The sequence below is a fragment of the Niabella terrae genome, from assembly GCF_054783135.1.
Genome location: NZ_BAAGRD010000008.1, coordinates 1 through 23,331, shown reverse-complemented (window position 1 = coordinate 23,331; position 23,331 = coordinate 1). Strand labels below are relative to the sequence as shown.

Genomic DNA, 23,331 nt, shown 5'->3' with positions numbered 1-23,331 from the left:
CTTTTGTTTTAAACCTGGCTTTACTCAAAAACTAATCCGTGCTTTGGAAAGATCAAGTAGCACCGATCTCAACTATTTTCTTCAAACACTCTCACAATACCCGGCAGCTTATCCAAACGTTATCAACCATCCCTCCGACCCCTACCTGCATTTTATCGGCAAGAAGCTATCCAGCATGAACCGGAAAAATATGCTCGCCGAGGTGATCCGGCTGGATAGAGAAGACCGGCAAAAGCTGTTAAGCGTATTACAGCAACAATCGATCGCACTCCAGGAGCCTGCTTTACCCAATCAACCAGCCGAAATTCCGTCTGCACCTTTCACTAATATGTTAAGACCCATAAATGGCTCTATAAATACTACCAAGCAATTTATCCAACAGCAGCTTACCAATGCCGGCATTTCCTTTGAACTGTTTATATCCAAACCAGTAACGCAAACACGCACGGGCAAAAACCCCGATGGATTTGCAGGGGCTATTGCCAGTATGATTAGCACTTTTAAAGACCTGGGCTATTTTAAGGACGGTTTCACATTTCCGGAGATACTCGATGCTTATTTGAAGGAGACTGGCAACTCCATTGGTAAACTCAATAATTTTAAAAGAAACTACCTGACCGATAATTATTATCTGCGCTATAAAGCATCTCTCGAAGACCTTTCCCTCAAAAAATACCGGGAAAACACCTGATATTCCTGATTTTCCGCCACACTGACTTGATATGCCTGCGGGCTGACTATAGTTTGCACTCATTGTTCACAATTAAAAACAATTAGTGATGAGCGTAAATAATCCTTTTGAACAAATTAATGAACGGCTGGATCAAATTCAAAAATCTTTGATTGCCTGGTTTTCTAAACAGGAAAACCGGGAAAAACAGCCGGATCGTACCTACAGTGCAGATTTTCTCACTCTCCCGGAGGTGGCTATTATCCTGAAAAAGCCTATTGGCACCGTCCGTGCCTATATACATTCGCGCGGTCTTCCGGCAAAAAGGCTGGGTAAGCCCTACCTGGTCCGTAAGGACGACTTTACCGAATGGCTCAGCGAATGGCAAGCTGCCGAAACGCAAACAGCTTTACCGGCGGATGGCTATTCCCATATGCTGGAGCACCGTAAAAAATACAGCAAATCTTAACCCTTCTTTTCCCATCAATATTTTGCAAAAAATGGAATACCTACGCATTGGCACCATTTACTACAAGATCGTTCAAAAGCCTCTGGCCAGCGGCGACCGGATAGAAATACTACTTCCCTGGTCGGTGGAGTGCATTAAACAGGATCATGGTAAAGATTTTCTTTCAGGCATTTCCCGCTATGACGGCTTTTGCCTGGTGCCTGCTCATTTAAGCTACCGGCGGAAGATTGAAAACTTTTACAACCGATATAGCCCGTTCCCGCATGAGCCGCAACCCGGCTTCCCCAAACAAACCCTGGTGTTTTTAAACCATGTTTTTGGCGAGCAATTGGAATTGGGTCTGGATTATTTTAAGATACTGCTGTTGCACCCAACACAGATCCTGCCTATTCTGTGCCTGGTTAGCAAAGAGCGAAATACCGGCAAAACCACTTTTCTCAACCTCTGTAAGGCCATTTTTGGCGACAACATGACCATTAACAGTAACGAGGACTTCCGCAGCAATTTTAATGCGGAGTGGGCTAGTAAATTGATTATCGGCGTAGATGAAACCTTCCTGGATAAAAAGGAGGATTCAGAGCGCATCAAAAACCTAAGCACCTCCAGATATTATAAGGTAGAAGCTAAAGGGCAAGACCGGCAGGAAATCGAATTTTTCGGAAAGTTTATTTTATGCAGTAATAACGAAGACAATTTTATCCAGATTGATGGTTCTGAAATCAGGTATTGGATTCGCAGGCTGCCCTCACTCGCCATCGACAACCGGAACCTGTTAAGCGATCTAAAAACTGAAATCCCGGTTTTTATTCATTACCTGATCGAGCGGCCGTTTACAACACAGCCCGCATCAAGAATGTGGTTCCTCCCGGAGCAAATTGCCACCGCTGCACTGAAACATATCAAACGATTTAATCGAAACCGGCTGGAAAGCGAAATGGCCCAGTTGCTTTTACAAATAATGGACATGAAAGAGCCGCATGATGAAATCCGTTTTTGTATATCGGACATGCAGGACTGGTTGCAGAAAAAAGGCATTCACAGTCGCGATACGGCTGCCATCCGGAGAATACTGCAACAGGAATGGAAACTACAGCCCTCGAATAATTCCAATAGCTATTTGCAATATCGCCTTGCTACCGATGGTACCGTTTACGAGTTTATGCAAAAAGGAAGGTTTTATAGCATTCAAAAAAGTGAAGTGCTGAAGCTCAATAATATTGATGATTTTGATGAAAACAATACAAGCTAATCAGTATCAATATTTTGCCGTCATCAAACCTGTCACCAGCGGCTCATCAAAAAAATGCGATTGATGAAAACCGAAATTTCCTGATGACCAAATGATGAAGCCGCAAACCATTCATCATAAAACGAGTACAACAATTTTCATCAAATCATCAAAAAAACAAAGTCATGACTCCTCAAAAAATCAATTGTGACCAGGCGAAGAAATTGGATGTTGTTACCTACCTGGAGCTGCTGGGTTGCAAACCTGCCAAAGTCCAGGGGAATGATTACTGGTATTATTCTCCGTTTCATAAAGAGCGCACACCGTCCTTTAAAGTAAACCGAAAGCTAAATGTATGGTACGATCATAGTTTAGGGAAAGGTGGTAACCTGGTCGATTTCGGCATTCACTATCACCAGTGCGCAGTTGCCGATTTCCTGGAAAAATTGAACCAACACCACAACCATTTTTCTTTTCATCAGCAGCATCAACCGCCCGTTAAAGCCGTTTTGGCCCAAGATGAAAAAGCCGAATCGAAAATGCAGGTGCTGGCAATTAAAGACCTGCAAAGCCCCGGACTGAAAGATTATTTTCAGAAAAGGGCCATATCAATTTTAAACGCCGAAAAATATTGCAAAGAGGTTCTTGTCAGAAACGGGCAGCAAAAATTTTCAATGATCGGGTTTAGGAATATTTCCGGAGGTTTTGAACTCCGAGACATCGGCGATTTTAAAAGCACCATTGCTCCAAAAGATGTTAGCTTTTTTCAACACGATAAACCCGCTTTAGCAGTCGTGGAAGGGTTCTTTGACCTTCTTTCTTTGCTTGAAAAACAGAAAGAACTTTTGCCTGAACTGACAAATTTTCTGGTGCTTAATTCCCTGTCTTTTTTTGAAAAGTCCATGCCTTTAATGCACGAACACGAGCGGGTTTATTTGTTACTGGATAATGACGCAGCAGGAAAAGCCCGCACAGCATCAGCGTTGCAACAGTCGCAGAAATTCATTGATCTCTCCCACAAATATTCCAGGCAGAAAGACATCAACGAATGGCTGGTGAAAGAAAAAACCCACGCACAGGAACAAACCCCTCATAGGGGCCTTGGGCTTCGGCGATGAGGAGCCAGCTATGTTCTCGTAGGCTCGTAACCTCACCTACTTCGAACATGCTGGCCCTTTCATGCCGCTTTGGGGCGGCATTCATGGGGGCGCGAAGCGCGGTTATCAACTATTAAAATTAATGTAACATGAATACACCTAATGAAAAAAACAAAGGCGGAAGGCCAAAGAAATCAGTTAAGCGAAGCCACAGGCTGCGGGTAGCCTGCTCCGCATTGGAGCGAAGAATAATCGAGATAAAAGCAAAACAGGCACAGCTTACCATCTCTGAATTTTTACGTGAAGCATCGCTGAATAGCCAAATTGTCGCCCGGCAAAAAACATTGCCAAAGGAAGTTTTAGACTTTACCGGCAACCTTAATCACCTTGCAGCTAACATCAATTCGCTGGCATATAAAAATAATTCCGCACAAACTTTTAATGCTTTTGAACGGGCAGAATTAAAACAACTGGCGGTGCAGGTGAAAGAGCTGGCCCAGGCTATTAAAAACAGTTTACAATGATTGGAAAGGCAATTACAGGAAAAGGATTTGCCGGGTGCATCCGGTACTGCCTGGAAGACAAGAAAATGAAGGTAGATAAAGACCAGACCCTGATGCAAAACCGGGCTGAAGTTTTGCTATTTAATAAATGTTTTGGCAACAAAAAGGAACTGGTACAGCAATTTAATGAAGTGCGAAAATTAAATCCTAAACAATCCAAACCGGTATTTCATTTTACCCTGAGTATGGCACCTGGAGAACAGTTAACAAGGCCGCAATTGATCCAGATTGCCAGGGATTGCGCGGAGGATTTTGGCTTTGCCGATAACCAGTTCTTAGCCGTGGAGCATAAAGACACCCAGCATCAGCACATTCATATTGTAGCTAACCGGATTGGATACACTGGCAAAACCAATGTATCGGATGGCAATAGTTATAAACGCATGGCGGAGTTCTGCCGGAAGATGGAACAAAAATTCCAACTACAGCGGGTGTTAAGCCCCCGGCGTTTTTTATCAAAAGACCAGCAATTGTTGCCGAGAAATGATCAGCGAAAGGATCAAATTAAAACCCGGTTGCGGGAGATTTTACAGTCATCAAAAACAATGGAAACTTTCCAGCAAAAAGTAAAACAACAAGGCTTTGAAATTATTAAAGGCCGTGGTATTTCCTTTATAGATAGCAAGGGGGTAAAAGTAAAGGGCAGCGACGTGGGGCTTTCCCTGCAAACAATCGAAAAACAAATCGAAAAAAATAACCGGGCGCAGGAACAGAAGGAAACAGAATTTATCAGGTTAAAACAACGACAAAATACATTAACACGATGAAAGAAGAAATTATACAATCTGTATTGGAAGAATCATTGGAAGGGCAAAAAGAAACCCCGGTTAGTATTGGTCTGCTGACGGCGGCGGTTGAAAAGCAGTCGGATAAAATAACCGAAATAGAAGACAAAGTTGCCAAATTAAAAATTGAGGTTCCTGCACCTGATCTCCGGTCAGTTGAAGAATTGCTTGCTGCCCACAATCGAAAAATACATGTATAATCCGAGGCATGGTAACCCCCCATTCCGATTTCATGGTAACCCCTCATTCCGAAGCATGGTAACCCCACCTTTATTTACCATCCGACGGTCTTTTTTTGGAAAATTCTGAAGCAAGATCAACGGATGTATAAAGTTTTTTAATTACCGGCTACTGACATTCCGACACATGGTAACCCCTCTGTGTAGCTTTACCGTTCTGCGGTTACCAAATGAATGATTTCGGGTTAGTTTTCGCTTGAACTGATTGCTGTATTTCCCAGATATTCCGACCCATGGTAACCCCTCTGTACCGAGGCCATAAAACAGGGTTTTTTGTGTTCATTTACCCCCTTTTTAATGCTAAAAATAAAAGGGGATGGCACAGAAACCAATAAATATGAACCAGGTAAAACAAGTACATCAGTTATGGACTGATGGGATTAAGATTAAAGAGATTGTTCGCCGCACAGGAATAAGCCGTAAAACGGTTAAAAAATATCTCCGGCAGCTCGGAATGTTAACTTCGCAAGCTACCGCCCCTCAAGGCCTTGAGATCACTGATAAAGAGCTTGCTGATATCGTTTATAACAACGACGTTGCTCCCATCGCAGATAAGCGGCTTCAGGCGTTAATGGCTCATTTTGAAAAGTCAGCTTCAGATCTTACCAAAACAGGCGTTACCAGGAAGAGGCTGTGGGCGGAGTACATTGAAGAGCATGAACACGGATACAAATACAGTCAGTATTGTAACATACTGAGTAAATACCTCAAGGACACTGATCCCACCTTTCACTGGGAATACCGACCAGCAGAGTTTATCCAGGCGGATTTTGCAGGTGATAAGCTTTCTTACGTGGATAAAGAAAGCGGCGAGGTCATATCAGCTGAGGTTTTTATTGCTATTCTCCCCTTTAGTGGTCTGATTTTCTGTATGGCTGTAGCCACCCAGCGGATCGCGGATTTTGCTATCTGTATTAACCATATGCTGAAGTACTTCGGAGGCGTGCCTCTTACCATATTGGTGGATAATCTTAAAACCGCCGTTAAAAAGGCTGATCCATTCGAGCCGGATTTTACCCGATTGTGTCATCAGTTATCAGAACATTATAATACAACCTTTAGTGCCACAAGACCTAGATCGCCTCGAGATAAAGGAATGGTCGAAAACGCAGTTAAGATTGTGTACCGGCAAATTTATGCCCCTATGCGCCATCAGACCTACTATTCTCTGGAATCTCTAAATCATCATATTGCCCATCATCTGGATCTATTAAATCACAAGCCGTATAAAAACAGCCAGGACAGCCGCCTAAGCATCTTTGAAAGCCGGGAGAAAACCTTACTCAAATCGCTGCCCGAGACACCTTTTCTGCTCATGTTGGGTAAAACGGTGATGGTGCAACGCAACTACGCAATCCAGCTTTCTGATAACAAACATTATTACACTGTTCCCTATCAGTACGTAGGCAAAAAAGTGCAGGTTTACTATAATGCCCGGGTGGTAGAGGTCTATTACAATCATGAAAGGATCTCTTTTCATGTCAGACAGAGCAGTGAGCCTCAGTTTAACCGGATAGCGGAGCATATGCCACCCAATCACAAGGTGATGGTGGATCGGCAGGGATGGACGGTAGAGTCACTGGTTAATCAGGCTTCAAAAGTGGGTATATATACTGCTCAGATAGCCACTCGTATTCTTCATAGTAGCATATACCCTGAACAAAATTTTAAAGCCTGTAACGCCATGATCTTACTAAAAAACACCTATAGCGGCTACCGGCTGGAGGCGGCTTGTAAGCATGCCTCGGTAGTCAAACGCCCCACGCTTAAACTGATCCGTAATATTCTAAAAACCGGTCAGGATAAGCAAGCACTCCTTTTTGATGAGGCATCAGAAAAGCCCTCAAAGAATCACGAGAATATACGTGGGAAGCTATATTACCGTTAAGGTCGCCCCGCCCCTGTATGGGGGCGGTGGTTACTATAAATGATCGATTAAAATCAATCATTTATAGTAACCCTTACTCCTCTCATAACATCTTTCTATACATTAACAAAATCAGAGAAAAATGAACACACAACACACACTGGAGCAAATGCAGGAGTTAAAATTAAAAGGCATGGCTGAGTGCTATCAAACGCAACTGACTATGCCCGTCGACCAGCAACTCGAAGGCCATGAGATGATCGCGCACCTGCTGGCAGCAGAAAAGCTACAAAGAGGCAATGACCGAATGCAGTACTTACTTAAAAGCGCCAGACTTCGTTTTGATGCTACGCCAGAAAGCATTATTTGTAAACCCGAACGGAATCTGACTAAAACCACCTGGAGCATGCTACTGGAGGGTAGATACCTGCAGGATGGCTCGACAGTACTCATCACTGGGCCCACTGGTACAGGAAAATCCTGGCTAGCTTGTGCCTTAGGCTATCAGGCCTGTATGATGGGAGTACGGACAAAATATTATAGTATGCACCGGCTGATAGAATCCATCCTAATGGCAAAAACGGAGGGATCCTATGTGAAACTACTAAACCATATAGAGAAAATACCGCTCATCATTCTAGACGATTTTGGTCTTCAAAATCTAAACAAACAAACCAAGCTGGCACTCCTTCAAATCATGGAAGATCGGTACGCCAAAAAATCAATCATTATCACGGCTCAACTTCCCGTTTCTGAATGGCATGAATACCTGAGTGAACCCGCCATCGGAGATGCACTTTGTGACAGACTGACAGCAAAAAGCCAAAGAATAGAACTCAAAGGACCGTCCATGAGACGTGGCAAATAAATAAAAATCCAAACCAGATTAGTATCTTTAGTAACACATTAAGCTCTTTGTTTTTTTGGTCTCCTTACAGAGGGGTTACCATGCAGCGGAATAAGGGGGTATCATCAACGGAATATACAATACAGGCCATTATTGCGGCCCAGCCGAAGGAGGTGAAGCAAATAAACCGGACAGTACTTTTCCCCATAGAAAGCCATAAGCTTGAATTTTACAAAGCTGTATTTGGGCAGTTCTTTAAGTGGGGCACAATCCTGATTATTGTGCTGGTAATTATTTTCAAAATAGAGCACTACCAAAAATAATATCCTTTTTTTAAAATTGTGTTGGGGAGAATAGGAAAACGAATGGATTTAAAACGGCATTTTGTTTATCCTTTTTTTTACTTTCAACAATAATCGTCAAATGTGTCGCCTCCTGCCCATTCAAGTCCTTGCACAAGAGTAAACAGTTTCTCTGCACCGTCTTTTTTGAAAAAATTTCCGAGATTATTGTGAATAAAAACGTCATTTTGATAAGCTACTTCTGCCAACGAGTAAGGCTTTATTGCGTTGTCATCGCTGCTCCTGCACATAATCCATAAAACATTTTCGTCTTTGGAAATTGTGAAATCTTCGATGAATGATTTTGAATATTGATTTTGCGAAAATACTTTTTCTACTTTTAGGTTTGCTCCATAAGATAAAATTGGATTGCCGCCAATGTCTTGTGGGCAGCAAGGAAATTCAGTCGGCGTTTTCCAATTTTTTTGTTTTGCATTTTGAGTTAAGGAATTTGTAAACTCCGGAAGTTCCTCAATTTGCATTTTTGGTAAACTATGATTATATATCCATTCTCCTAATGTTCCGCCTTGTAATGATTTGTCACCTTCTGCCCAAGTCAATAGTCTTTCTTTACTTACTTGTGCTTCTTCTTCTGAAACAGCACACATCCATTCATAATTTGGTTCTTGAAATTTGCCACGAAATTTTGAAGGGTTGGCAAGAAATGCTTCAACACTTCCGCAAACAAGTTCAATACGTCTTGCAGTGATTGGGTTAAGCAAAATATTTTCCAATCTTGTTACCCACCTAAGATTTACTGGTCTGTTATTTTGTTTGTTCGTGTCATTATGGTCAACAACGTGTTCTTTCGTTGGCGGTTCTCCGCGAAATGCAGTTGCAACTATTCTGTGAATACGAACCGATGCGATTTCTAAATAACCTGTCTTGGTATTTAGGTTGCCAAAAGTCCATTTATTGTCTGTCGGTCGAGTTCGGTTATTGTTAGGTGCGTGTCGTAATACAGCACCATTATCCCGAACAGAGTAATGCTCATTTTTATAATGGCATTCTTGAATGCCATTATAAGTTTCGAGTAAATTTTCCATGACGGTTACATTTGATTGGGTACAATATCAATATGGTGTCCTAAAACAAATGCAATTCTTGAAAGAATATCAAGTCCAACGGAATATTTGCCTTGTTCAATTCTGCTGAGATTTGCAGCGTCTATATTTGCTAAATTTGCTAAATCTTTTGCTTCTATCCCTTTTTCTTCCCGAATTTGGCGAATTTTTTTTCCTATTCGAGTTCTTTCCCCTTGTCTGTCCCCGGAACTCACTCCCATAAATGACACACCATTTAGCATTAAGTCACGCCAAATATTGTTGGCCATTATTTCCTTGTCATCAGAGAAATTTTTGTCAAAAACAGTCTCTACCAAATGTAATTGATACTGACGAGTTTCTTGATTGGTGAAAATCCCAATACGAGCCAATATCGAAAAGACTTCTCCATCTGGTGCAATAACCTCGACCATTTTGTCATCAATGATTGTTGCTTTTGACTTAAATTTTGTCGCCAAAGGTTTTTTAAGTTCTTTATTCATAACATTTAATGCCGTATTTAAAGTGTTGCCGCCACTTTTAAAGTTATGAAGCAAAGATAAAAATAAATTTCTTAATTGGCAAATTTGCCAATTGTATAGAAATTGCTATTCGTTCTTCTTCTTTTCCCATTGAACCTGTCGTGCTCTTTATGGCTGGGTTGTCTTATGTTGACCGCTAACGAACAGGGCTTGCTGCAGGTGTGGCAGTAGTATTCCGTCTGCCCGGAGCCGCTGCTGATTGATGTTTTAAAAGTACAAGTTAAGAACTAAAGCCCAATAGCATTCCGTCAAGCCCGGACTAAAGCTGCATAGCGAACTACTGCTTTTCTTTCTCGTCAAACATAAGGTTTCTCCATATCAAAATTGATATGAATTCCGTTTGAAATGTTATCAAAATTCATTGAAATAATTTTCCAACCTTGCGTTTCAAGGTCTTGAATTTTGTCTTTAATTTTTCTGTCAAATTCTGGATAAGCCATACATTTTTGTATCCACTTCCATGTATAATCGTCATTTCTATAATCGTCGAATATTTGTTTTAGTTCATCCTTTAACTCAAAATCATCTGTCTCCAATCTTAAATGCTCCGTCTTTTTTATTTGCGGTTTTAATGAGTTATTGTTAATTAGGTCAAGCTTTTGCTCAATAGTCGGGAATTGGTTTACGACAGCATGTTCTATTTTACTAACCTCTGATTTAAAGTTGTCAATTTTTTGGTTTATGTCGCCCAAAGCCTGATTAACAATACTGTCCTTTATTTCATTACCTGTAAGAGTTTGAGAGTTTCCTTTGTCATCTTCTTTTTTGGTTTTACTTAATTTACTTGCTCCTGAACCAACCAAAACTCCAATAATTATTTTTAAGGTGTCGGCAGTCCAAGGCTGTTCTTTGAAAAGATGAGTTATAAGTATGATGATGAAAAGAAAAGACGCAACAAATATTAAAGCATTGTCTGTTTTAAAGTTGCTATCAAAAAATTTGTCTCCAAACTTTGTTATGACAATAAGGATAATTGTCATGATTGAAATTAATAAAAGAATAGCAGGTATGTAGTCAATTAGCTTTTGCATATCCATATGAAGAGTGTTTAAAATTGTCCATCGTTAGAAGGGGCTGATATAGTAGCAGCCAACGAGCAGGTATTGCCGATGGTGGGGAAATAGAATTTCGTCCGCCGGAACTGCAGCCTTGCTTTTTGATAAAGATAAAAATTAAGAACCAAAGCTGGGCTTTATTCGTCGAGCCCCGAACGACAGCACAGCAGAATTGCCGCTGCTGATTGCTCCAATGTCCAGCCCCACTATTGGCAATACCAATGTTAGCCGCATATGCTATACGAGTTCAAATCCTCTTATAACTAACTGGCTGGGAGGTCCTCCGTCATCAGGTATGGGTATAATTAAATCTTTTCCATTCTCAGGATGCACTAAACCCCATAAAATGCTAATCCGATTATATCCATTCTTTAAAAAGTGCTCGACCTGTCGAGGATTGCATAGAAGAGGTTCTAAATTAAGAACTTCTTCTGTCTCAATTTCGACAAAGGAAAGGGTTAACTTATTCCCTTTAAGAGAACCAACTAGTCTTAATGATTCATTCTTATAACTACGAATAAGTCCAATATGACCTTTTGAATCTATATTGTTTTTTACATAGGCAAATACAATTGCTGGCAATTCTTTACCATTAGTGGGAAAAAAGCGGACATGGTCAGCTTTAGAATATGAAGCCTTAATCTCACTTTTTATGTGTTCTTTTAAAGCTATTGAATTAAACTCGTGTTCTGGAATGCAGCAATCAATTACTTTTTTTCCACTACCACAGAAGCATGGGTCTGTCTTACTCAAGTAAGATTGTTTTATAACAAACTCTGCGTCTTCTCCTGATTCAAGAATAATGTTCTCACCATCTAAAGCCTTTTCAAACTCTTTCATTTTTTGTTTCATCGTTTCCTTTTCTCTTTCTGAAATCTCTCTGTTCCAATTACTCTTTTCAGGATAATTGAAAAATTCTTTCCAAAGTTGAAAGGTTATTGAAGAGTCAATAATTGGCGGAACATTTTTAAATTTTCTTCTTTCTTCAATTTCAAGAGTGTTGAGAAAAGCAACAATATTTTTTAAATCTTCTTTTAATTCTGGTCCTATGATAAATTTTTGGTAGTTCCGAAGTAAAAGAGGAATAAGATTTTTATGAACCTTATCGTTAGAAGTAAAAATATTTCCGAATGGCAAGTAATAGAGATATTCTAAATCTACTCTGTTTGTAGGTCGTGTTCCTATTAAGCCACTTGTCAAGCCGAAAAGAAATAATGTGTCAACTTTTAAGCAATGAAAAGCGAAAGGGGCAAAATGTTTTATCAAGGGTTTGCCCTCTTGATTCCATCTTCCGAATATTTGTACGCTGCTCAAAGCGTCAATGTCGTAGTTCTGAAGAAGAGAAATCAAAAGCAATTCTTGAATCGCTGGAGAAGTGATATGTTCATCTACAAATTCATTCAACTTTTGGAAGTCTACAAACTTTACTGCTGCATCTGGGTTTAAAGATTTTTTTAACCTTTCAAGTAAATCTTCTTGAGTTGTCGTCATTCGCCAAAGTGCAGACAGCTCATGGTCTGCTTCGGTAAAATTGCCGTCTTTCCATTTATAGATGGATTTTTCTTCTTCTGTTTCTTCAACTAAATATCCTCGCATTCCACTTTCAGATGCAACAGCTTTTTTAATTCCTACATGTGGTCTGCCGTCAAAAGAAATTGGGTTGCCTAAAAGGTCGCCTTTAATTAAAACCTTGTAATGCAAGTTTACGACTGTCTCCATTGGAAACAGTTTTTTTGCAAAGTCCTTCACTCTATCCTCGGGTGGTGCTTTTCCTTCTTGTGCTTCTTTTTTTAAGTCGCCTAAAATTTCCATTGTTAGCACGGGAGTAATGATGTGCTTGTAATAACAACTCAACCTATACAACTCGTCATAACTCAATGATTGAAATGTGGATTTGTCTATTATTATTGATATGTCCATTGTTTGTTCTTACGTCGGGTTGAAGTTAATGCTGTCGCCAAGCATTGCGGCTAACTCTTGAATATACGAAATTTTTATTCGCAAATTATACGTAAATAAGCTTCATTGACGAAAGAAAGTTGGGCATTATCTGAAAAAGGTCTATCCCCTCACCAAAGCCGATTTCACCCCATTTTCATGCCTGCACATTCTATACGCTAATTTTACCAATACCGATAATGCTTCATAAAGCATTATCCAATTCTCCTTATATATCTCCTTATCTCTCTTATAGGTAATCACAGCGTCCAGCATATCCAACAATTCAATTCGAACGTAAGACCGGCGGAAGACCTTACAAAATTGGGTAATGACCTGTCCCGGATCTTTCTTTTCATCAGCAGTCAATAAAACCGGGATGTTCATTTTAGCAATCATTTGCCGCGCCTTTTTGGGCAATCCTTTTTGCTGTTTATATTTCCTATCAGCATTTTCCCGTTCATTCAATATATGACAGGCTTCAATAATCCGGAGCAGGTGCCGGGTAAAATCAATCAAATCTTCCCGAGCGTCCTCTTCACTATACGCACTATTGTCATTACATAAAGCACACTGCTGCCAGCATTGGAGTTCCTCTTTCATCTCATCCAGGTGATAATGATAAAATACTTCCCAGAGGATACGCAACGGCCGTTTTCCGGCCTGGCTCAAAAAATGCCAGGGCTTGTAAAAACGCTTTCTGTTGGTGGTGCTCGTTTCCATAAAATGGGCGTTTTTATTGGGAAGTATTTTGTAATTCAGGCTGCAACGGAGCATTGATAAAGCATTTTCCGGCATCGCATAACACTTCATGGATGCGCCGGATCTTTCCGGTAAGGGTTAATAACTCATTGTCGGTAATTTTATAATCTTCTTTATAACGGGTGTCTATATAGGCTTTTTGCAACAGGTTAAACAGGCGCTTGTCCTGCTCTGTTTGCCGGGGAAAAATTCCTGGCAGTTGATGCGCCACAAGGCCGCCATAGCGCAGCAGCCGGTCAATACTATGGGTATTGGCATGGTAACCGGTTCCCGTTTTCAGCAGCGCCCGTAACGCCTGTTCTGCGGACTGATGCAACATAAAGGCCGCCATCTTGTATTGTTTGCGCACGCGGTATAATTCTGCTCCTGCCAAGAATTCTTTGGCTTTGGATAGCCCTTCTTCCCATTGCCTGGTAGCCTCTTTATTTCTGGCTGCTATTTTAGTTTCCGGGTAATGCTCCCGGCAAATATTTCCGGCATCATACAGCACCGGCGCGTGCTGCCATACGAACCGGGCAAAAGAGAGACCGGCCTGCAGCCAATCCACAAAAATGGGGGTTGCCAATACAAGTGTGGTAACTGGCATGAGGTAGCTACAATGGTTTTCTATCTTATCCTGCCATTCGTGCAACTCCTTATTGGCAAGGTTGGGCAGCAATATTAGAAGTGTACAGTCTGATATATGTTGACAAAACGGGGCCGATTCATTAAAGATGCTTTCATATTTTTTACGGTGCAGTGTAGCGCCCAACAGAAAAATCATATCCGGGTTAGCCGTTTTTACAATTACGTCCGTAAGCTGCTGCTGGTGAACGGCAAATACTTCCCCAATTGTAAAGGACTTCATACTGTGTCTTTTTTTATTGGTGTATGCCGGGGTTTGCGGAACCATTTTTTAAACCACCAGGTTTGGTGCTTATCCCTCCATTTAGCATATCGGTCTACCAGTTTACCGTTGTTTTCGCGTGGAAACAGCATACCAACGGCATCCATTTCTTTAAAAATCTGGCGGATGTTGACTTCCGTATAATGCTCCTGCCCGTAGCCGTGTGCAATAAAGTAATTGATGAGGTGCTCTTTGGCAGCATCCCGCCCCTCCCGGTTCCAACTGGAACAGGAAAGGTTATCCATAAAATCGGTTACCATTTCTTTAGGCGGTATGTCCATCAAGCGGCAGAGCAGCAGAAATTGATACGGCAGAATAAAATTAAAATTGGCGTGACGCTCGTAGGCGCCGGTTTGCCATTTTAGTTCCGGTTTGGGTTTGCGTTGGGGGTGTTTGGGTATGGTTTTCTTCTTCATTAGCTTGCTTTTAGATACCCCAATTTCCACCCACTGCGGCCGCTATCCTAACTGAAAAGGCGATAATTTATTGCAGAAATGAGGTATTTTAGCGAAACGGTTTATTTACCTTTGAAAAAAGCAGAAAAATAAAATCTTATGGAGAAAACAATACATCAGGGCAGGAATGTGAAGCGTTTCAGGGAAATGATGGGTATAAAGCAGGAGGCGTTGGCCGCTGATTTGGGTGATGATTGGAACCAGCGTAAAATATCGCTGCTGGAACAAAAGGAAGAAATCGAAGAACCTTTGCTAAAACAGATCGCAGATGTACTAAAAGTGCCTGTTGAGGCGATAAAGAATTTTGACGAGGAAGCCGCGATCTTCAACATTCAACATAACTATGAAGGTTCCACATTAAATCATAGCTCCAATTACCAATATAACTACCAGCCAACTTTCAATCCATTAGAAAAATGGGCTGAAGAAATTGCTGAAAACCGAAGACTATACGAGCGCTTATTGCAGGCGGAGAAGGAGAAAATGGAGCTGCTGCAAAAACTGCTGGAGAAGATGAAATAATGTTATTTCTCTTTCAAATATTTACATTATTTCACCGTGATTAACTTCTTAGAACGCGATAATAAACTTCTATTTTTCTATCAACCTGAAGACAAGGAATATAATTGGATTAGCGAACGTCTAAAAGTAGATGGAAGTGTGCATGTAAAACGAACGTTTTTCTTTACGAAAAAGGACGTCATTGAAGAAGATATTGATGAGGAATTTGTAGAAGATGCTCTTTCGGATATTGAACCAGAAGGAATATATCTCTGGTTTGGTGATTTAGAAAATGATTATTACAAAGTAAAGCGCGGCATTCTTACAAGTGCTTTTGATATTTACCTGCATAAAGACATAGAACTCAAGCTGGGCTATTTTGTGGCAGATGCAAATGCTTCAATTTTTAATGCGATTAGTAAGATATCTAAGTTGGATTTTTATTTAGGAGGTCCCCATCAAACTGCTGTTCCAATTGAAGATTTTGAAAAACTGACCAAATATTTCCCTACATCTTACGAACGAAAAAGGTATGTCGAAGCCCGCATAGCAACTGTATTGAGAAATTATCTGGACAACGTAAAAGATGCCGAACAAGTCTACGAGCGGTATATGAATAAAAAGTTGTCCAAGGAAGGCTCAGACTTGTCTAAAATATTTAAAGATAACGAGCTATACAAATATCAGACAATCTATAGGAAGCTAGAAGGCATGCTTATGGAAGAAACTCAGTACAACGAACGGCAATGGCAACGGGAAATATTGCAGATCATTCTACTGATTTATCCTAAATACATTTACGTCTTCAAAGAAGTCAAAATAAAAGCCGGCATTGCCGGGGATGTTAGAGAGCGATTTCTTGATCTTCTGTTAGTGGACTGCAATGGCAACGTGGATATTATCGAAATAAAACGACCGTTTGAAAAAGCTATAATGACTAATGACCATTATAGAAACAATTTTATTCCATTAAGAGAACTGTCGGGTGCTGTTATGCAAGTTGAAAAATACGTATATTACCTCAACCGATGGAGCGAGGCCGGTGAAGAATATTTGAATAATACTTATAAAAATGAATTACCAGAAGGGTTCGATATTAAAATAACCAATCCCGGAGGTATCATTATTATGGGCCGCGAGAATAACCTCACATCTGAACAAAAGCGGGATTTTGAAGTAGTCAAGCGCAAATACAAAAACGTCGTCGACATTATTACCTATGACAATTTATTGGATAGACTCAAATTCACTATCGATCAGATAAAAAAATTATAAGATACCATTTCAATAAATAAAGTTCGGAATGGGAAAAAATGCTTGAAAGCCGTTTTAAGTATTTCTATTTTGTAAGAGATTGTTCGCGACTTCTTTGGGATCTAAATACTTTTATTTTATACGTTAAAAAGTTTTATCATCCTCCTTTTAAACCATTCAGTTTCAGACAACTCTTTTGGTCGCAGCCCATATTTGCTAATGTAATTTTTGTCATAATAATCTTTTAGACTAAACGCTTTGAAAAATTGTTCTATATCATTAGATTCCAAATACTCTATAATATTATCCTCGATGTCCTTTTTTCTAAATTTTCCACTCTCAATTTTAAGTTCTTGGTAGGAGTCTCGAGATCTTTTAAAATTTGATATAATAGAATTCTTATGCTTATTTTTTTGAGCCATTATTTCTTCTGTATAATCAAGTTTTGAAAACCCGTCCAATTTTAAGGCTTCAATATTTTCTGGATGATATAGGTAATTTTCAAAACAGTAATATTCTAAAATATAATAATTAGGATATTGTCTTTGTAAAAGTTTAATTTCTTCATCTAACAGAAAGTCACGGTCTCTTAATCCATAAAAGTGTGGCCTAACCTGGACATGTATGAACACAGATGCACTATCTTTTCCTGGGTAAAACAATAAATTTTTAAGTTTCAAATTGGTTAAGATAATGGCGTTTTTATTTTCACAAATAATAGTTTTATCAGTGCTCATTTCACCTTTTATAACTTCATTTGTTAGCTTTTCAACTTCAACTTCTTCTAAACTGACTGGACAAACAATAGTTGAAATACCCTTTTGTGTATATCGTTGTAGTAAAGTGTAGGAATGAAAATTTGGCCTTTCTGAAGTTTTGCAAATACTGCAAGAACAGGGAACCATTTCTTCAAAAGAGAGCTGATTAAAATCTTTGTGAATTTCACTGATAACTCTTCGAATTGAGAATAAATATTCACGTGAGTGAGAGCCGGTCAACTCTATAGAGATTTTATTCTCAAAGTATTTCTCCCTTACAATGGCCTTTGTTCCGTCATATTTAAGTATTACGCCATATCTCCAAAACATCTCCTGATCGATATCCTGATTCATTTTCACTATCAATCGCGTTAGTATTCCTTTGGGCATAAACTTATAATGAACTTCGAACTTCAAATTATCAGGTGAAAATATCCAGTTATGTTCAATTTCATCTACTGGTAATAATCTTGGTACTAAGAAATCTCCGTTTGCTAATTCGAAGCATAAATCAAATTTTCTATTTTTCATAAGAGAGAGCAACTCCCTTTGTTTGAACGTATAATCATCTTTATTCCATATCCGTTGTATATCAGCTGTTGTAAATCTGCCCTTTTGATTTATTACTACTTTGTCATCTAAGACATCATAAACGCCCTTGGTAATCCACTCATGATTTAGAAAAACGGTCTCTTTCAAATCGATATCATTTTGAAAATGCATTATTACTCCTAAATCATGAAAGTGTTCACTTAGGAATAAAGCACTTTCGATATTCCTAAAATTTCTCTTGCAAATATCAAAATACTCCTGAAGTGTTATGTAATTCTTTCCCGTGAGTTTAAGTTCTTCAAGCTCTGTTCGAATTTCGACCCATGATTTTGGAAGAGGTTTGCCAAGGTGTTCAAGGTTTACGGCAATATCTATCAACTTAGACTTGAAGCTTTCAAAGGTATCTTTGTATTCGTGTACAAGACTAATTTTTGCGAAATCTTTTAAATTTCTGAAATTCTCTTGATACTCTTTTACTGGCAGCTCTTTCGAGGGTTGATCACACTTATTTAGTACCATTAAAATGGGACTATTATCTCCTAAAAGTTTTATAATATTCAGCCAATAGTAAAAATCATCATGCCGATCCTCTTTCCTAGATTCAGTGACTAGTAGGTAAACAGATCTTTTCGTTAAAAAAAACTGATGGGTTGAATGATAAATTTCTTGGCCGCCAAAATCCCAAATATTAATTTTCAAATCACGTTGAATTTTATTGTTTGATTTTTGCACAGTTTCTTTTGAGATGACCCAGCTATCGATATTTATACCCTCAGTACTTTCTTCTTTGTCTAATTGATAATTTGCGTTTACTAAGGCATTGGCAATACAGGTCTTTCCAACTCTCCCCTCTCCAACTATGATCAACTTCGCCTCGTATAAATAATCTTTTTCGTCCAATTCCTTAAAAAAATTTCTGATAGATTCGATTCCTCTAGCTACTATTTCCGGAGGTAGCATTTCAAATGGATTATTTTCTAATGATAATTTTTTTAGGCTCGGCAGAGACACTAGTTTAGCAGGAATGTCAGTAAGCCTGTTGTTGTCAAGAATTAAATATTCCAAATTTCTAAGTTCGGTTATTTTTTCGCTCACATAATTTACTGTATTTCTATTAAGATCAAGTTTGGCCAATTTTTTTAATTTGGTGATTTGATCCGGAATAGTAGTGATTCTATTACGCATGGGCGGAGTACAAAAATCGTCATTCCCTAAATTTAGACTCACAAGATTAGGACAATCAAAAATTTCTTCCGGAATTTCTGTTAGCCCTGCGTTTCTAAGTTCTAATAAGCCGTGGTCATGTTTTCTAGCGTATTCTATTTTAGCTTTAATTTTAGGAGTCATAACAAGCAATTCTATAAATAATAATAAAAGGGTAGTCGTTTTAAGAGCAAGGTTTAATTACAACAATTTTCATTCCGTTGGCGCTTTTCATCAAAAAATATCCAAATAATCGCCGATTGATGGTGCAAGAAATTTTAGCTCTTACACGTAAGTTTTGGGGAGACATTTTTTCATGAAAACCAGAATAGGACTGCAAGCGCTATTTGAAAGTATTGTTGATTACCAATGATTATTTCGTGTGCGACTGCCTATTATAGCTCGGGGTTCAGCGCACTTTTTTATTGATGTAATAGCGAAAGTTTCTTTTTTTTGTTCTAAGGTTTCTTTGATTACAGTTGAACAATAAACTTCAGTTTCGGTTATGCTTTCAACAATCCATACAACAGATGAATTTGATTTGTGAAAGACCTGGTCGCCAATTTGAAAATTATCCATATCTTAATTTTTATATTTACGCATAAATAAATTTACCCCTTCTATCGCATTCTGAATTCTTTCGCGATCGTCAACTTCTTCAAAATTTCCGTGCGTAGCCTCATTACGAATGCCCGCCCAGGATGTTATATCTTTTAAATCCTGCTTTGATATAACTTTCGCATCGTACAATTTCTTTGCAACAGGATCTATTGTAGGCTTGATATCTGACATGTTAATGTTTTTTTCTTCAGCCAGGTTTTTAAGAAATTCCTCAAGGGACGCTCCCATCAAAATTCCTGCGGCAGCAGGATGGAATTTCTTGTTAGAAGCCAGCTCAATTGCCTGCAACAAAAAATCACTTATTATATCTACTTTAGTAGTATATTTTTCTGTTTTATGAATGTCAAGATTAAGGACTAAGTAATCTTTAATAGATCTTAATACTTGTATGGCCAGTATTCCCTTATCAGTTTCGTTCGAACTGCGTAATATATTTTGATCATTTAGCACACGATAAAATTCTGTCTCTGCCCCAATATAGTTTTTAACGAATTGAAGGGTTATTATATAAAATGAATGGTAAAGAGAAGTAGTTCGCTTAGAAGTATCTGCCGGTAAAGTTTCCTCAAGTTCTTCAATCTTATGTATTAATTCTTTTGCTTCCATTATATGCTTCTATTGGTTGAAATTTCTGTTAGTACTTTTCCGTTAATGCCAGCTATTGGGCTACATTATTTTTCTTATGTTATTTAGGGTGGGAATTAATAAAGACGAGACTTCGCCTGTGGTAATTTGCTCGTAGCTCAGCTCTTCGCCACTAATTACATCCACTACTATACAAAATTTAGCATCGACCTCATGCTTTTTCTTATAATTCTTGTTAAGGTAGCGGTACAATATCTCGGTAAACATACTTAGTTCTACTCTGCTATAGCCTCCTTTTTGAGCAACATACCATATACCACCTATTTTATCTACATTGTCTTCCTTAAATTCAAAAGCCATCCATTGAGCGGCTTTAATTTCAAAACCGTTAAGAACCGTAATATAATTATGTGTTTGATTTTTGATTACAGTTGATCCACCAGCAGGTTTCCATTTTGAAAAATCAACATTTTCATAGCTACGCATTATATTAATGTTACGCTGAAATTGGTCTCTCACATGATCAACTCTTGTACTTTCAGCTTTTTCTTCCAGTTTGATTATCTTTTCATCATAAGCATCTTTGTCACCAAATCTAAAATACGCTTTTAGTGCAGAAATGCTCGACACCCAATAGTCGCCGCCGCTGTCATCTATTTTTTCTGCTTTTTCTTCGCCTTTTAGATTGGCAACAAAATTCTTTTTTCTCGCATCCGTCATTCGATTGAATTCAATAACATCCTTAAGTTTTAATTTTTTCATCCTTACTGTTTTACTAATTACTAATACAAGCCCTATCAATCAGGCACGGATTTGGGGATATACTTAATAGCATATCTCCAATGACATTGTAATTCAATAAATAAGATGAGAAAAAATTAAGCGGCGGGTTGACATAAATCGGTTCAACGACCCGATTTGGTACTTTGATACGGTTTCCCGTAAATTCGCAATAATTACAAACTAATTTTGGAAAAGGGTGGTGTCTCTCGACACCAGGTTCCCCAACCTTTCTTTTCCAATTTCGTAAGGCTCCCGAAAGGGAGCTTTCTCTTTATTTAAAGAACTAAGCGTTTATATCAAAAATGTTTCCATCAATTCAAACTTTAACATACGGTTTTTAACTTGTTTTGTCAGTCTTTTCTTCTTTAACTTCATTTTCCTCTGCCCCCTTTTGCTCTTCTTTCATATTCTCCATACCCATAAGCCGTAACGGAGGTATAATTGGTAATATCACAGTATTTAATGGCGTTCCCTGCGTGCGTGTAAAAATTATTCCCCGTATTGTTGAATATAAAATACCAACCAAAACACTACCCATATCTGCACGTAACAATTTTTCTTCAGCGGAAGTAAATTCAGCTAAATTATCTACCTTAAAAACCATCTCGTGTGTGTAGGAGCCCTTTGCTGGTAGTTGCTCTTGCTTTTTATTTAATGCCTGAATTTCCACTTTTAGCTTGAAAGCGACAACCAGCCTCTCAATATCCACAGCATTCTCCAGTTCAAAAGCAAATGCGTGAGTTACTACATCGTTGCTATCTATAGCATCATCACAATCAATATTTCCCTGTAATGTTCTTACATTAAGAATATGGATTTGATCAGCGTCTACTCTTACTTCTTCATTCATGATGCTACTGCCTCCTCAGAAATAGTTTCTGAAAGTATTTCCCGATGCTTTGTATTCTTCAATGTCACCTTCATCCTTGTCTGCTCATTGTATTCCATCTTTACCACATTTTTACACAGTGATGAGCCAGGGTTTGTAGAAATTATATATTTAGTATAATAGGTAACAACACCATTGTTTTTTCCGGAACTTTTGTTGAATAACTTGGGCACACAAGCAATTGTTTCTCCCAATGCCGCTTCCAGCTTGGAGATGGAGCGCAAAGTAAGGTTGTGCATTCCGCTTAGTATTTTACTAAGCTCCGCTTCAGTTTTTCCCATCTTTGCTGCAAGGTCTTTCTGCCTCATTTCTTTTGCCTCCATTACCGCGTGTATATAATTCACTATTTCCAAAGATTTCTCCACAAATATTTTGCTATCTACAGGCATTGTATCTATGGACTGTTGAAACTCCGGAATCGCTATTTCTTCTATCTTCTTTTTATTCTTTATCATGGTTTGGGCATTTAAATGGTTAATACAAAATCATCTTCTACTAAAATTTCCTTGCGCTCATTATCAACTTCTAAAATACCATCCTGAATTGCCTGGTCAATTTTCCGGGAAAGCTTTCTTGCAAAATCAAAGTGCCGATAACATTTTTTACAATCTTGTACTTTTAGTGCCGTTTTTCTATCGCCATTGAGCAAAATAACAACAGCGGGGCTTAACCTTATGCAGTATAAACGCAGCCCAAAGTCATCCAGCGCATCCGTACTAATAAATTCATGATACGGAGGTGGTAACCTTTCTGCGGCATCTTCCTTTTTAAAATGTTGCGGCAATGCGCCATACCACTGACCGATCTGTTCAATATACTTGTTAATTTCCGATAGTTCATTTCGACCCGGCTCTGTTGTGCCCATCCGGTGCAAAAAATCAATAAACTCCGGTTTTAACGGTTCTTCATCAATAACTTTCCGAACGGTGTAATACTGAACCCGTGAAAAGCGCATTGTCCCTATTTTTACAAGAGCTATTTCCAACTTAACTTATAAGTTAAGACAAATTTACAATGGTATTTTATGCTTTCCAAATTTGTCCGGGTTAAAAATTAAAAGATATAGCACTGCGTGACATTTATTGCTGATTATCAACGCGGTGTGTTTAAAATGTTGTTTATTGCATTTGCTAACAATCGCTAATATTTTCAATACTCGATAATTTCTAATTTGAGAATCTATTTGTTAGCAACCATATTATTGAGCTTTGGTAGTGGGTTTCATAACAGCCAATTCATAAGTAGTTGCTAAGGCAATTTACAGTTTTCTTGTATGCTGTCGACGAACCCCTACAATGTTATTTGACGGGATTCTCGTAGTTCTGCGGTAACAGCTTATGCAGTTCGGTCATTTTGGTTTGATTGATATTCTCAAATAAATGAGTGAGCCATTTTTCC

Annotated in this window: 25 protein-coding genes; 11 read left to right on the top strand and 14 right to left on the bottom strand. The window is 38.8% G+C overall.

Going from position 1 to position 23,331, the window contains the following annotated elements; translation table 11 throughout:
• The first annotated feature begins 43 nt into the window (after positions 1-43).
• The 9 genes from ACYVI9_RS08400 (at position 44) to istB (ending at position 7,786) form a co-directional block, all read left to right on the top strand.
• Positions 44-691, top strand: coding sequence for a hypothetical protein (locus tag ACYVI9_RS08400; RefSeq protein ID WP_460763275.1), 648 nt, complete (start codon positions 44-46; stop codon positions 689-691).
• Between the two features lie 88 nt (positions 692-779).
• Positions 780-1,139, top strand: coding sequence for a helix-turn-helix domain-containing protein (locus ACYVI9_RS08395; RefSeq protein ID WP_460763272.1), 360 nt, complete (start codon positions 780-782; stop codon positions 1,137-1,139).
• A gap of 31 nt (positions 1,140-1,170) precedes the next feature.
• Positions 1,171-2,388: a primase-helicase family protein gene (locus tag ACYVI9_RS08390; RefSeq protein WP_460763270.1), complete on the top strand. Its 1,218-nt coding sequence runs from the start codon at positions 1,171-1,173 to the stop codon at positions 2,386-2,388.
• Positions 2,389-2,552: 164 nt separating this feature from the next.
• The gene (locus tag ACYVI9_RS08385) at positions 2,553-3,485 is read left to right on the top strand and encodes a toprim domain-containing protein (protein WP_460763267.1); all 933 of its coding nucleotides are present in this window, start codon (positions 2,553-2,555) and stop codon (positions 3,483-3,485) included.
• A gap of 128 nt (positions 3,486-3,613) precedes the next feature.
• Positions 3,614-3,988 carry a plasmid mobilization protein gene (locus ACYVI9_RS08380; protein WP_460763265.1) on the top strand — a complete coding sequence of 125 codons (375 nt, stop codon included), beginning with the start codon at positions 3,614-3,616 and terminating at the stop codon, positions 3,986-3,988.
• A complete protein-coding gene (locus ACYVI9_RS08375) occupies positions 3,985-4,794 on the top strand; it encodes a relaxase/mobilization nuclease domain-containing protein (RefSeq protein ID WP_460763262.1) in 810 nt (269 codons plus the stop codon). Before ACYVI9_RS08380 ends, ACYVI9_RS08375 begins: the two co-directional genes overlap by 4 nt.
• Positions 4,791-5,012 carry a hypothetical protein gene (locus ACYVI9_RS08370; protein WP_460763259.1) on the top strand — a complete coding sequence of 74 codons (222 nt, stop codon included), beginning with the start codon at positions 4,791-4,793 and terminating at the stop codon, positions 5,010-5,012. The genes ACYVI9_RS08375 and ACYVI9_RS08370 overlap by 4 nt, the downstream gene beginning before the upstream one ends.
• A gap of 355 nt (positions 5,013-5,367) precedes the next feature.
• Positions 5,368-6,939 carry an IS21 family transposase gene (gene istA, locus ACYVI9_RS08365; protein WP_460763257.1) on the top strand — a complete coding sequence of 524 codons (1,572 nt, stop codon included), beginning with the start codon at positions 5,368-5,370 and terminating at the stop codon, positions 6,937-6,939.
• Positions 6,940-7,060: 121 nt separating this feature from the next.
• On the top strand, positions 7,061-7,786 hold the full coding sequence (gene istB / locus ACYVI9_RS08360) for an IS21-like element helper ATPase IstB (protein ID WP_460763254.1): 726 nt from the start codon (positions 7,061-7,063) through the stop codon (positions 7,784-7,786).
• Positions 7,787-8,171: 385 nt separating this feature from the next.
• On the opposite strand, the gene ACYVI9_RS08355 is transcribed toward istB, so the two are convergent.
• The 7 genes from ACYVI9_RS08355 to ACYVI9_RS08325 all read right to left on the bottom strand — a co-directional run bounded on the left by ACYVI9_RS08355 (position 8,172) and on the right by ACYVI9_RS08325 (position 14,748).
• Positions 8,172-9,152 carry an HNH endonuclease signature motif containing protein gene (locus ACYVI9_RS08355; protein WP_460763251.1) on the bottom strand — a complete coding sequence of 327 codons (981 nt, stop codon included), beginning with the start codon at positions 9,150-9,152 and terminating at the stop codon, positions 8,172-8,174.
• Between the two features lie 5 nt (positions 9,153-9,157).
• On the bottom strand, positions 9,158-9,652 hold the full coding sequence (locus ACYVI9_RS08350; RefSeq protein ID WP_460763249.1) for a helix-turn-helix domain-containing protein: 495 nt from the start codon (positions 9,650-9,652) through the stop codon (positions 9,158-9,160).
• Positions 9,653-9,987: 335 nt separating this feature from the next.
• A complete protein-coding gene (locus tag ACYVI9_RS08345) occupies positions 9,988-10,728 on the bottom strand; it encodes a hypothetical protein (protein WP_460763246.1) in 741 nt (246 codons plus the stop codon).
• A gap of 255 nt (positions 10,729-10,983) precedes the next feature.
• The gene (locus ACYVI9_RS08340) at positions 10,984-12,558 is read right to left on the bottom strand and encodes an SEC-C domain-containing protein (protein WP_460763244.1); all 1,575 of its coding nucleotides are present in this window, start codon (positions 12,556-12,558) and stop codon (positions 10,984-10,986) included.
• A 249-nt stretch (positions 12,559-12,807) separates the two neighbouring features.
• Positions 12,808-13,407: a hypothetical protein gene (locus ACYVI9_RS08335; RefSeq protein ID WP_460763242.1), complete on the bottom strand. Its 600-nt coding sequence runs from the start codon at positions 13,405-13,407 to the stop codon at positions 12,808-12,810.
• 13 nt (positions 13,408-13,420) lie between these two features.
• Positions 13,421-14,293: a HEPN domain-containing protein gene (locus tag ACYVI9_RS08330; protein WP_460763239.1), complete on the bottom strand. Its 873-nt coding sequence runs from the start codon at positions 14,291-14,293 to the stop codon at positions 13,421-13,423.
• Positions 14,290-14,748: a hypothetical protein gene (locus ACYVI9_RS08325; RefSeq protein ID WP_460763237.1), complete on the bottom strand. Its 459-nt coding sequence runs from the start codon at positions 14,746-14,748 to the stop codon at positions 14,290-14,292. Before ACYVI9_RS08325 ends, ACYVI9_RS08330 begins: the two co-directional genes overlap by 4 nt.
• 138 nt (positions 14,749-14,886) lie before the next feature.
• Here ACYVI9_RS08325 and ACYVI9_RS08320 point away from each other — a divergent pair, with 138 nt between their 5' ends.
• Both ACYVI9_RS08320 and ACYVI9_RS08315 read left to right on the top strand, forming a co-directional pair.
• On the top strand, positions 14,887-15,309 hold the full coding sequence (locus ACYVI9_RS08320) for a helix-turn-helix domain-containing protein (protein ID WP_460763234.1): 423 nt from the start codon (positions 14,887-14,889) through the stop codon (positions 15,307-15,309).
• Between the two features lie 36 nt (positions 15,310-15,345).
• Positions 15,346-16,563 (top strand): Shedu immune nuclease family protein, encoded by a 1,218-nt coding sequence (locus ACYVI9_RS08315; RefSeq protein WP_460763232.1) that lies wholly within the window; start codon positions 15,346-15,348, stop codon positions 16,561-16,563.
• A 116-nt stretch (positions 16,564-16,679) separates the two neighbouring features.
• On the opposite strand, the gene ACYVI9_RS08310 is transcribed toward ACYVI9_RS08315, so the two are convergent.
• The 7 genes from ACYVI9_RS08310 to ACYVI9_RS08280 form a co-directional block, all read right to left on the bottom strand.
• Positions 16,680-19,199 carry a COR domain-containing protein gene (locus tag ACYVI9_RS08310; RefSeq protein ID WP_460763230.1) on the bottom strand — a complete coding sequence of 840 codons (2,520 nt, stop codon included), beginning with the start codon at positions 19,197-19,199 and terminating at the stop codon, positions 16,680-16,682.
• 219 nt (positions 19,200-19,418) lie between these two features.
• A complete protein-coding gene (locus ACYVI9_RS08305; protein WP_460763228.1) occupies positions 19,419-19,634 on the bottom strand; it encodes a hypothetical protein in 216 nt (71 codons plus the stop codon).
• Positions 19,635-19,637: 3 nt separating this feature from the next.
• The gene (locus ACYVI9_RS08300) at positions 19,638-20,282 is read right to left on the bottom strand and encodes a hypothetical protein (protein WP_460763225.1); all 645 of its coding nucleotides are present in this window, start codon (positions 20,280-20,282) and stop codon (positions 19,638-19,640) included.
• Positions 20,283-20,342: 60 nt separating this feature from the next.
• Positions 20,343-21,023, bottom strand: a complete 681-nt coding sequence (locus ACYVI9_RS08295) for a hypothetical protein (protein WP_460763222.1) — start codon at positions 21,021-21,023, stop codon at positions 20,343-20,345.
• Positions 21,024-21,381: 358 nt separating this feature from the next.
• On the bottom strand, positions 21,382-21,894 hold the full coding sequence (locus tag ACYVI9_RS08290; protein WP_460763219.1) for a hypothetical protein: 513 nt from the start codon (positions 21,892-21,894) through the stop codon (positions 21,382-21,384).
• Positions 21,891-22,388: a helix-turn-helix domain-containing protein gene (locus tag ACYVI9_RS08285; RefSeq protein WP_460763217.1), complete on the bottom strand. Its 498-nt coding sequence runs from the start codon at positions 22,386-22,388 to the stop codon at positions 21,891-21,893. Before ACYVI9_RS08285 ends, ACYVI9_RS08290 begins: the two co-directional genes overlap by 4 nt.
• A gap of 11 nt (positions 22,389-22,399) precedes the next feature.
• Positions 22,400-22,888, bottom strand: coding sequence for a hypothetical protein (locus ACYVI9_RS08280; RefSeq protein ID WP_460763214.1), 489 nt, complete (start codon positions 22,886-22,888; stop codon positions 22,400-22,402).
• Positions 22,889-23,331 lie beyond the last annotated feature (443 nt).

Coding starts and splice junctions, on each gene's coding strand:
- ACYVI9_RS08280 (WP_460763214.1), bottom strand. CDS start 22,888: ATGCGCTTTTCACGGGTTCAGTATTACACCGTTCGGAAAGTTATTGAT.
- ACYVI9_RS08370 (WP_460763259.1), top strand. CDS start 4,791: ATGAAAGAAGAAATTATACAATCTGTATTGGAAGAATCATTGGAAGGG.
- ACYVI9_RS08395 (WP_460763272.1), top strand. CDS start 780: ATGAGCGTAAATAATCCTTTTGAACAAATTAATGAACGGCTGGATCAA.
- ACYVI9_RS08345 (WP_460763246.1), bottom strand. CDS start 10,728: ATGGATATGCAAAAGCTAATTGACTACATACCTGCTATTCTTTTATTA.
- ACYVI9_RS08300 (WP_460763225.1), bottom strand. CDS start 20,282: ATGGAAGCAAAAGAATTAATACATAAGATTGAAGAACTTGAGGAAACT.
- ACYVI9_RS08375 (WP_460763262.1), top strand. CDS start 3,985: ATGATTGGAAAGGCAATTACAGGAAAAGGATTTGCCGGGTGCATCCGG.
- ACYVI9_RS08285 (WP_460763217.1), bottom strand. CDS start 22,388: ATGATAAAGAATAAAAAGAAGATAGAAGAAATAGCGATTCCGGAGTTT.
- ACYVI9_RS08325 (WP_460763237.1), bottom strand. CDS start 14,748: ATGAAGAAGAAAACCATACCCAAACACCCCCAACGCAAACCCAAACCG.
- ACYVI9_RS08355 (WP_460763251.1), bottom strand. CDS start 9,152: ATGGAAAATTTACTCGAAACTTATAATGGCATTCAAGAATGCCATTAT.
- istB (WP_460763254.1), top strand. CDS start 7,061: ATGAACACACAACACACACTGGAGCAAATGCAGGAGTTAAAATTAAAA.
- ACYVI9_RS08310 (WP_460763230.1), bottom strand. CDS start 19,199: ATGACTCCTAAAATTAAAGCTAAAATAGAATACGCTAGAAAACATGAC.
- ACYVI9_RS08295 (WP_460763222.1), bottom strand. CDS start 21,023: ATGAAAAAATTAAAACTTAAGGATGTTATTGAATTCAATCGAATGACG.
- ACYVI9_RS08350 (WP_460763249.1), bottom strand. CDS start 9,652: ATGAATAAAGAACTTAAAAAACCTTTGGCGACAAAATTTAAGTCAAAA.
- istA (WP_460763257.1), top strand. CDS start 5,368: ATGGCACAGAAACCAATAAATATGAACCAGGTAAAACAAGTACATCAG.
- ACYVI9_RS08390 (WP_460763270.1), top strand. CDS start 1,171: ATGGAATACCTACGCATTGGCACCATTTACTACAAGATCGTTCAAAAG.
- ACYVI9_RS08340 (WP_460763244.1), bottom strand. CDS start 12,558: ATGGAAATTTTAGGCGACTTAAAAAAAGAAGCACAAGAAGGAAAAGCA.
- ACYVI9_RS08290 (WP_460763219.1), bottom strand. CDS start 21,894: ATGAATGAAGAAGTAAGAGTAGACGCTGATCAAATCCATATTCTTAAT.
- ACYVI9_RS08320 (WP_460763234.1), top strand. CDS start 14,887: ATGGAGAAAACAATACATCAGGGCAGGAATGTGAAGCGTTTCAGGGAA.
- ACYVI9_RS08385 (WP_460763267.1), top strand. CDS start 2,553: ATGACTCCTCAAAAAATCAATTGTGACCAGGCGAAGAAATTGGATGTT.
- ACYVI9_RS08335 (WP_460763242.1), bottom strand. CDS start 13,407: ATGGAAACGAGCACCACCAACAGAAAGCGTTTTTACAAGCCCTGGCAT.
- ACYVI9_RS08305 (WP_460763228.1), bottom strand. CDS start 19,634: ATGGATAATTTTCAAATTGGCGACCAGGTCTTTCACAAATCAAATTCA.
- ACYVI9_RS08330 (WP_460763239.1), bottom strand. CDS start 14,293: ATGAAGTCCTTTACAATTGGGGAAGTATTTGCCGTTCACCAGCAGCAG.
- ACYVI9_RS08380 (WP_460763265.1), top strand. CDS start 3,614: ATGAATACACCTAATGAAAAAAACAAAGGCGGAAGGCCAAAGAAATCA.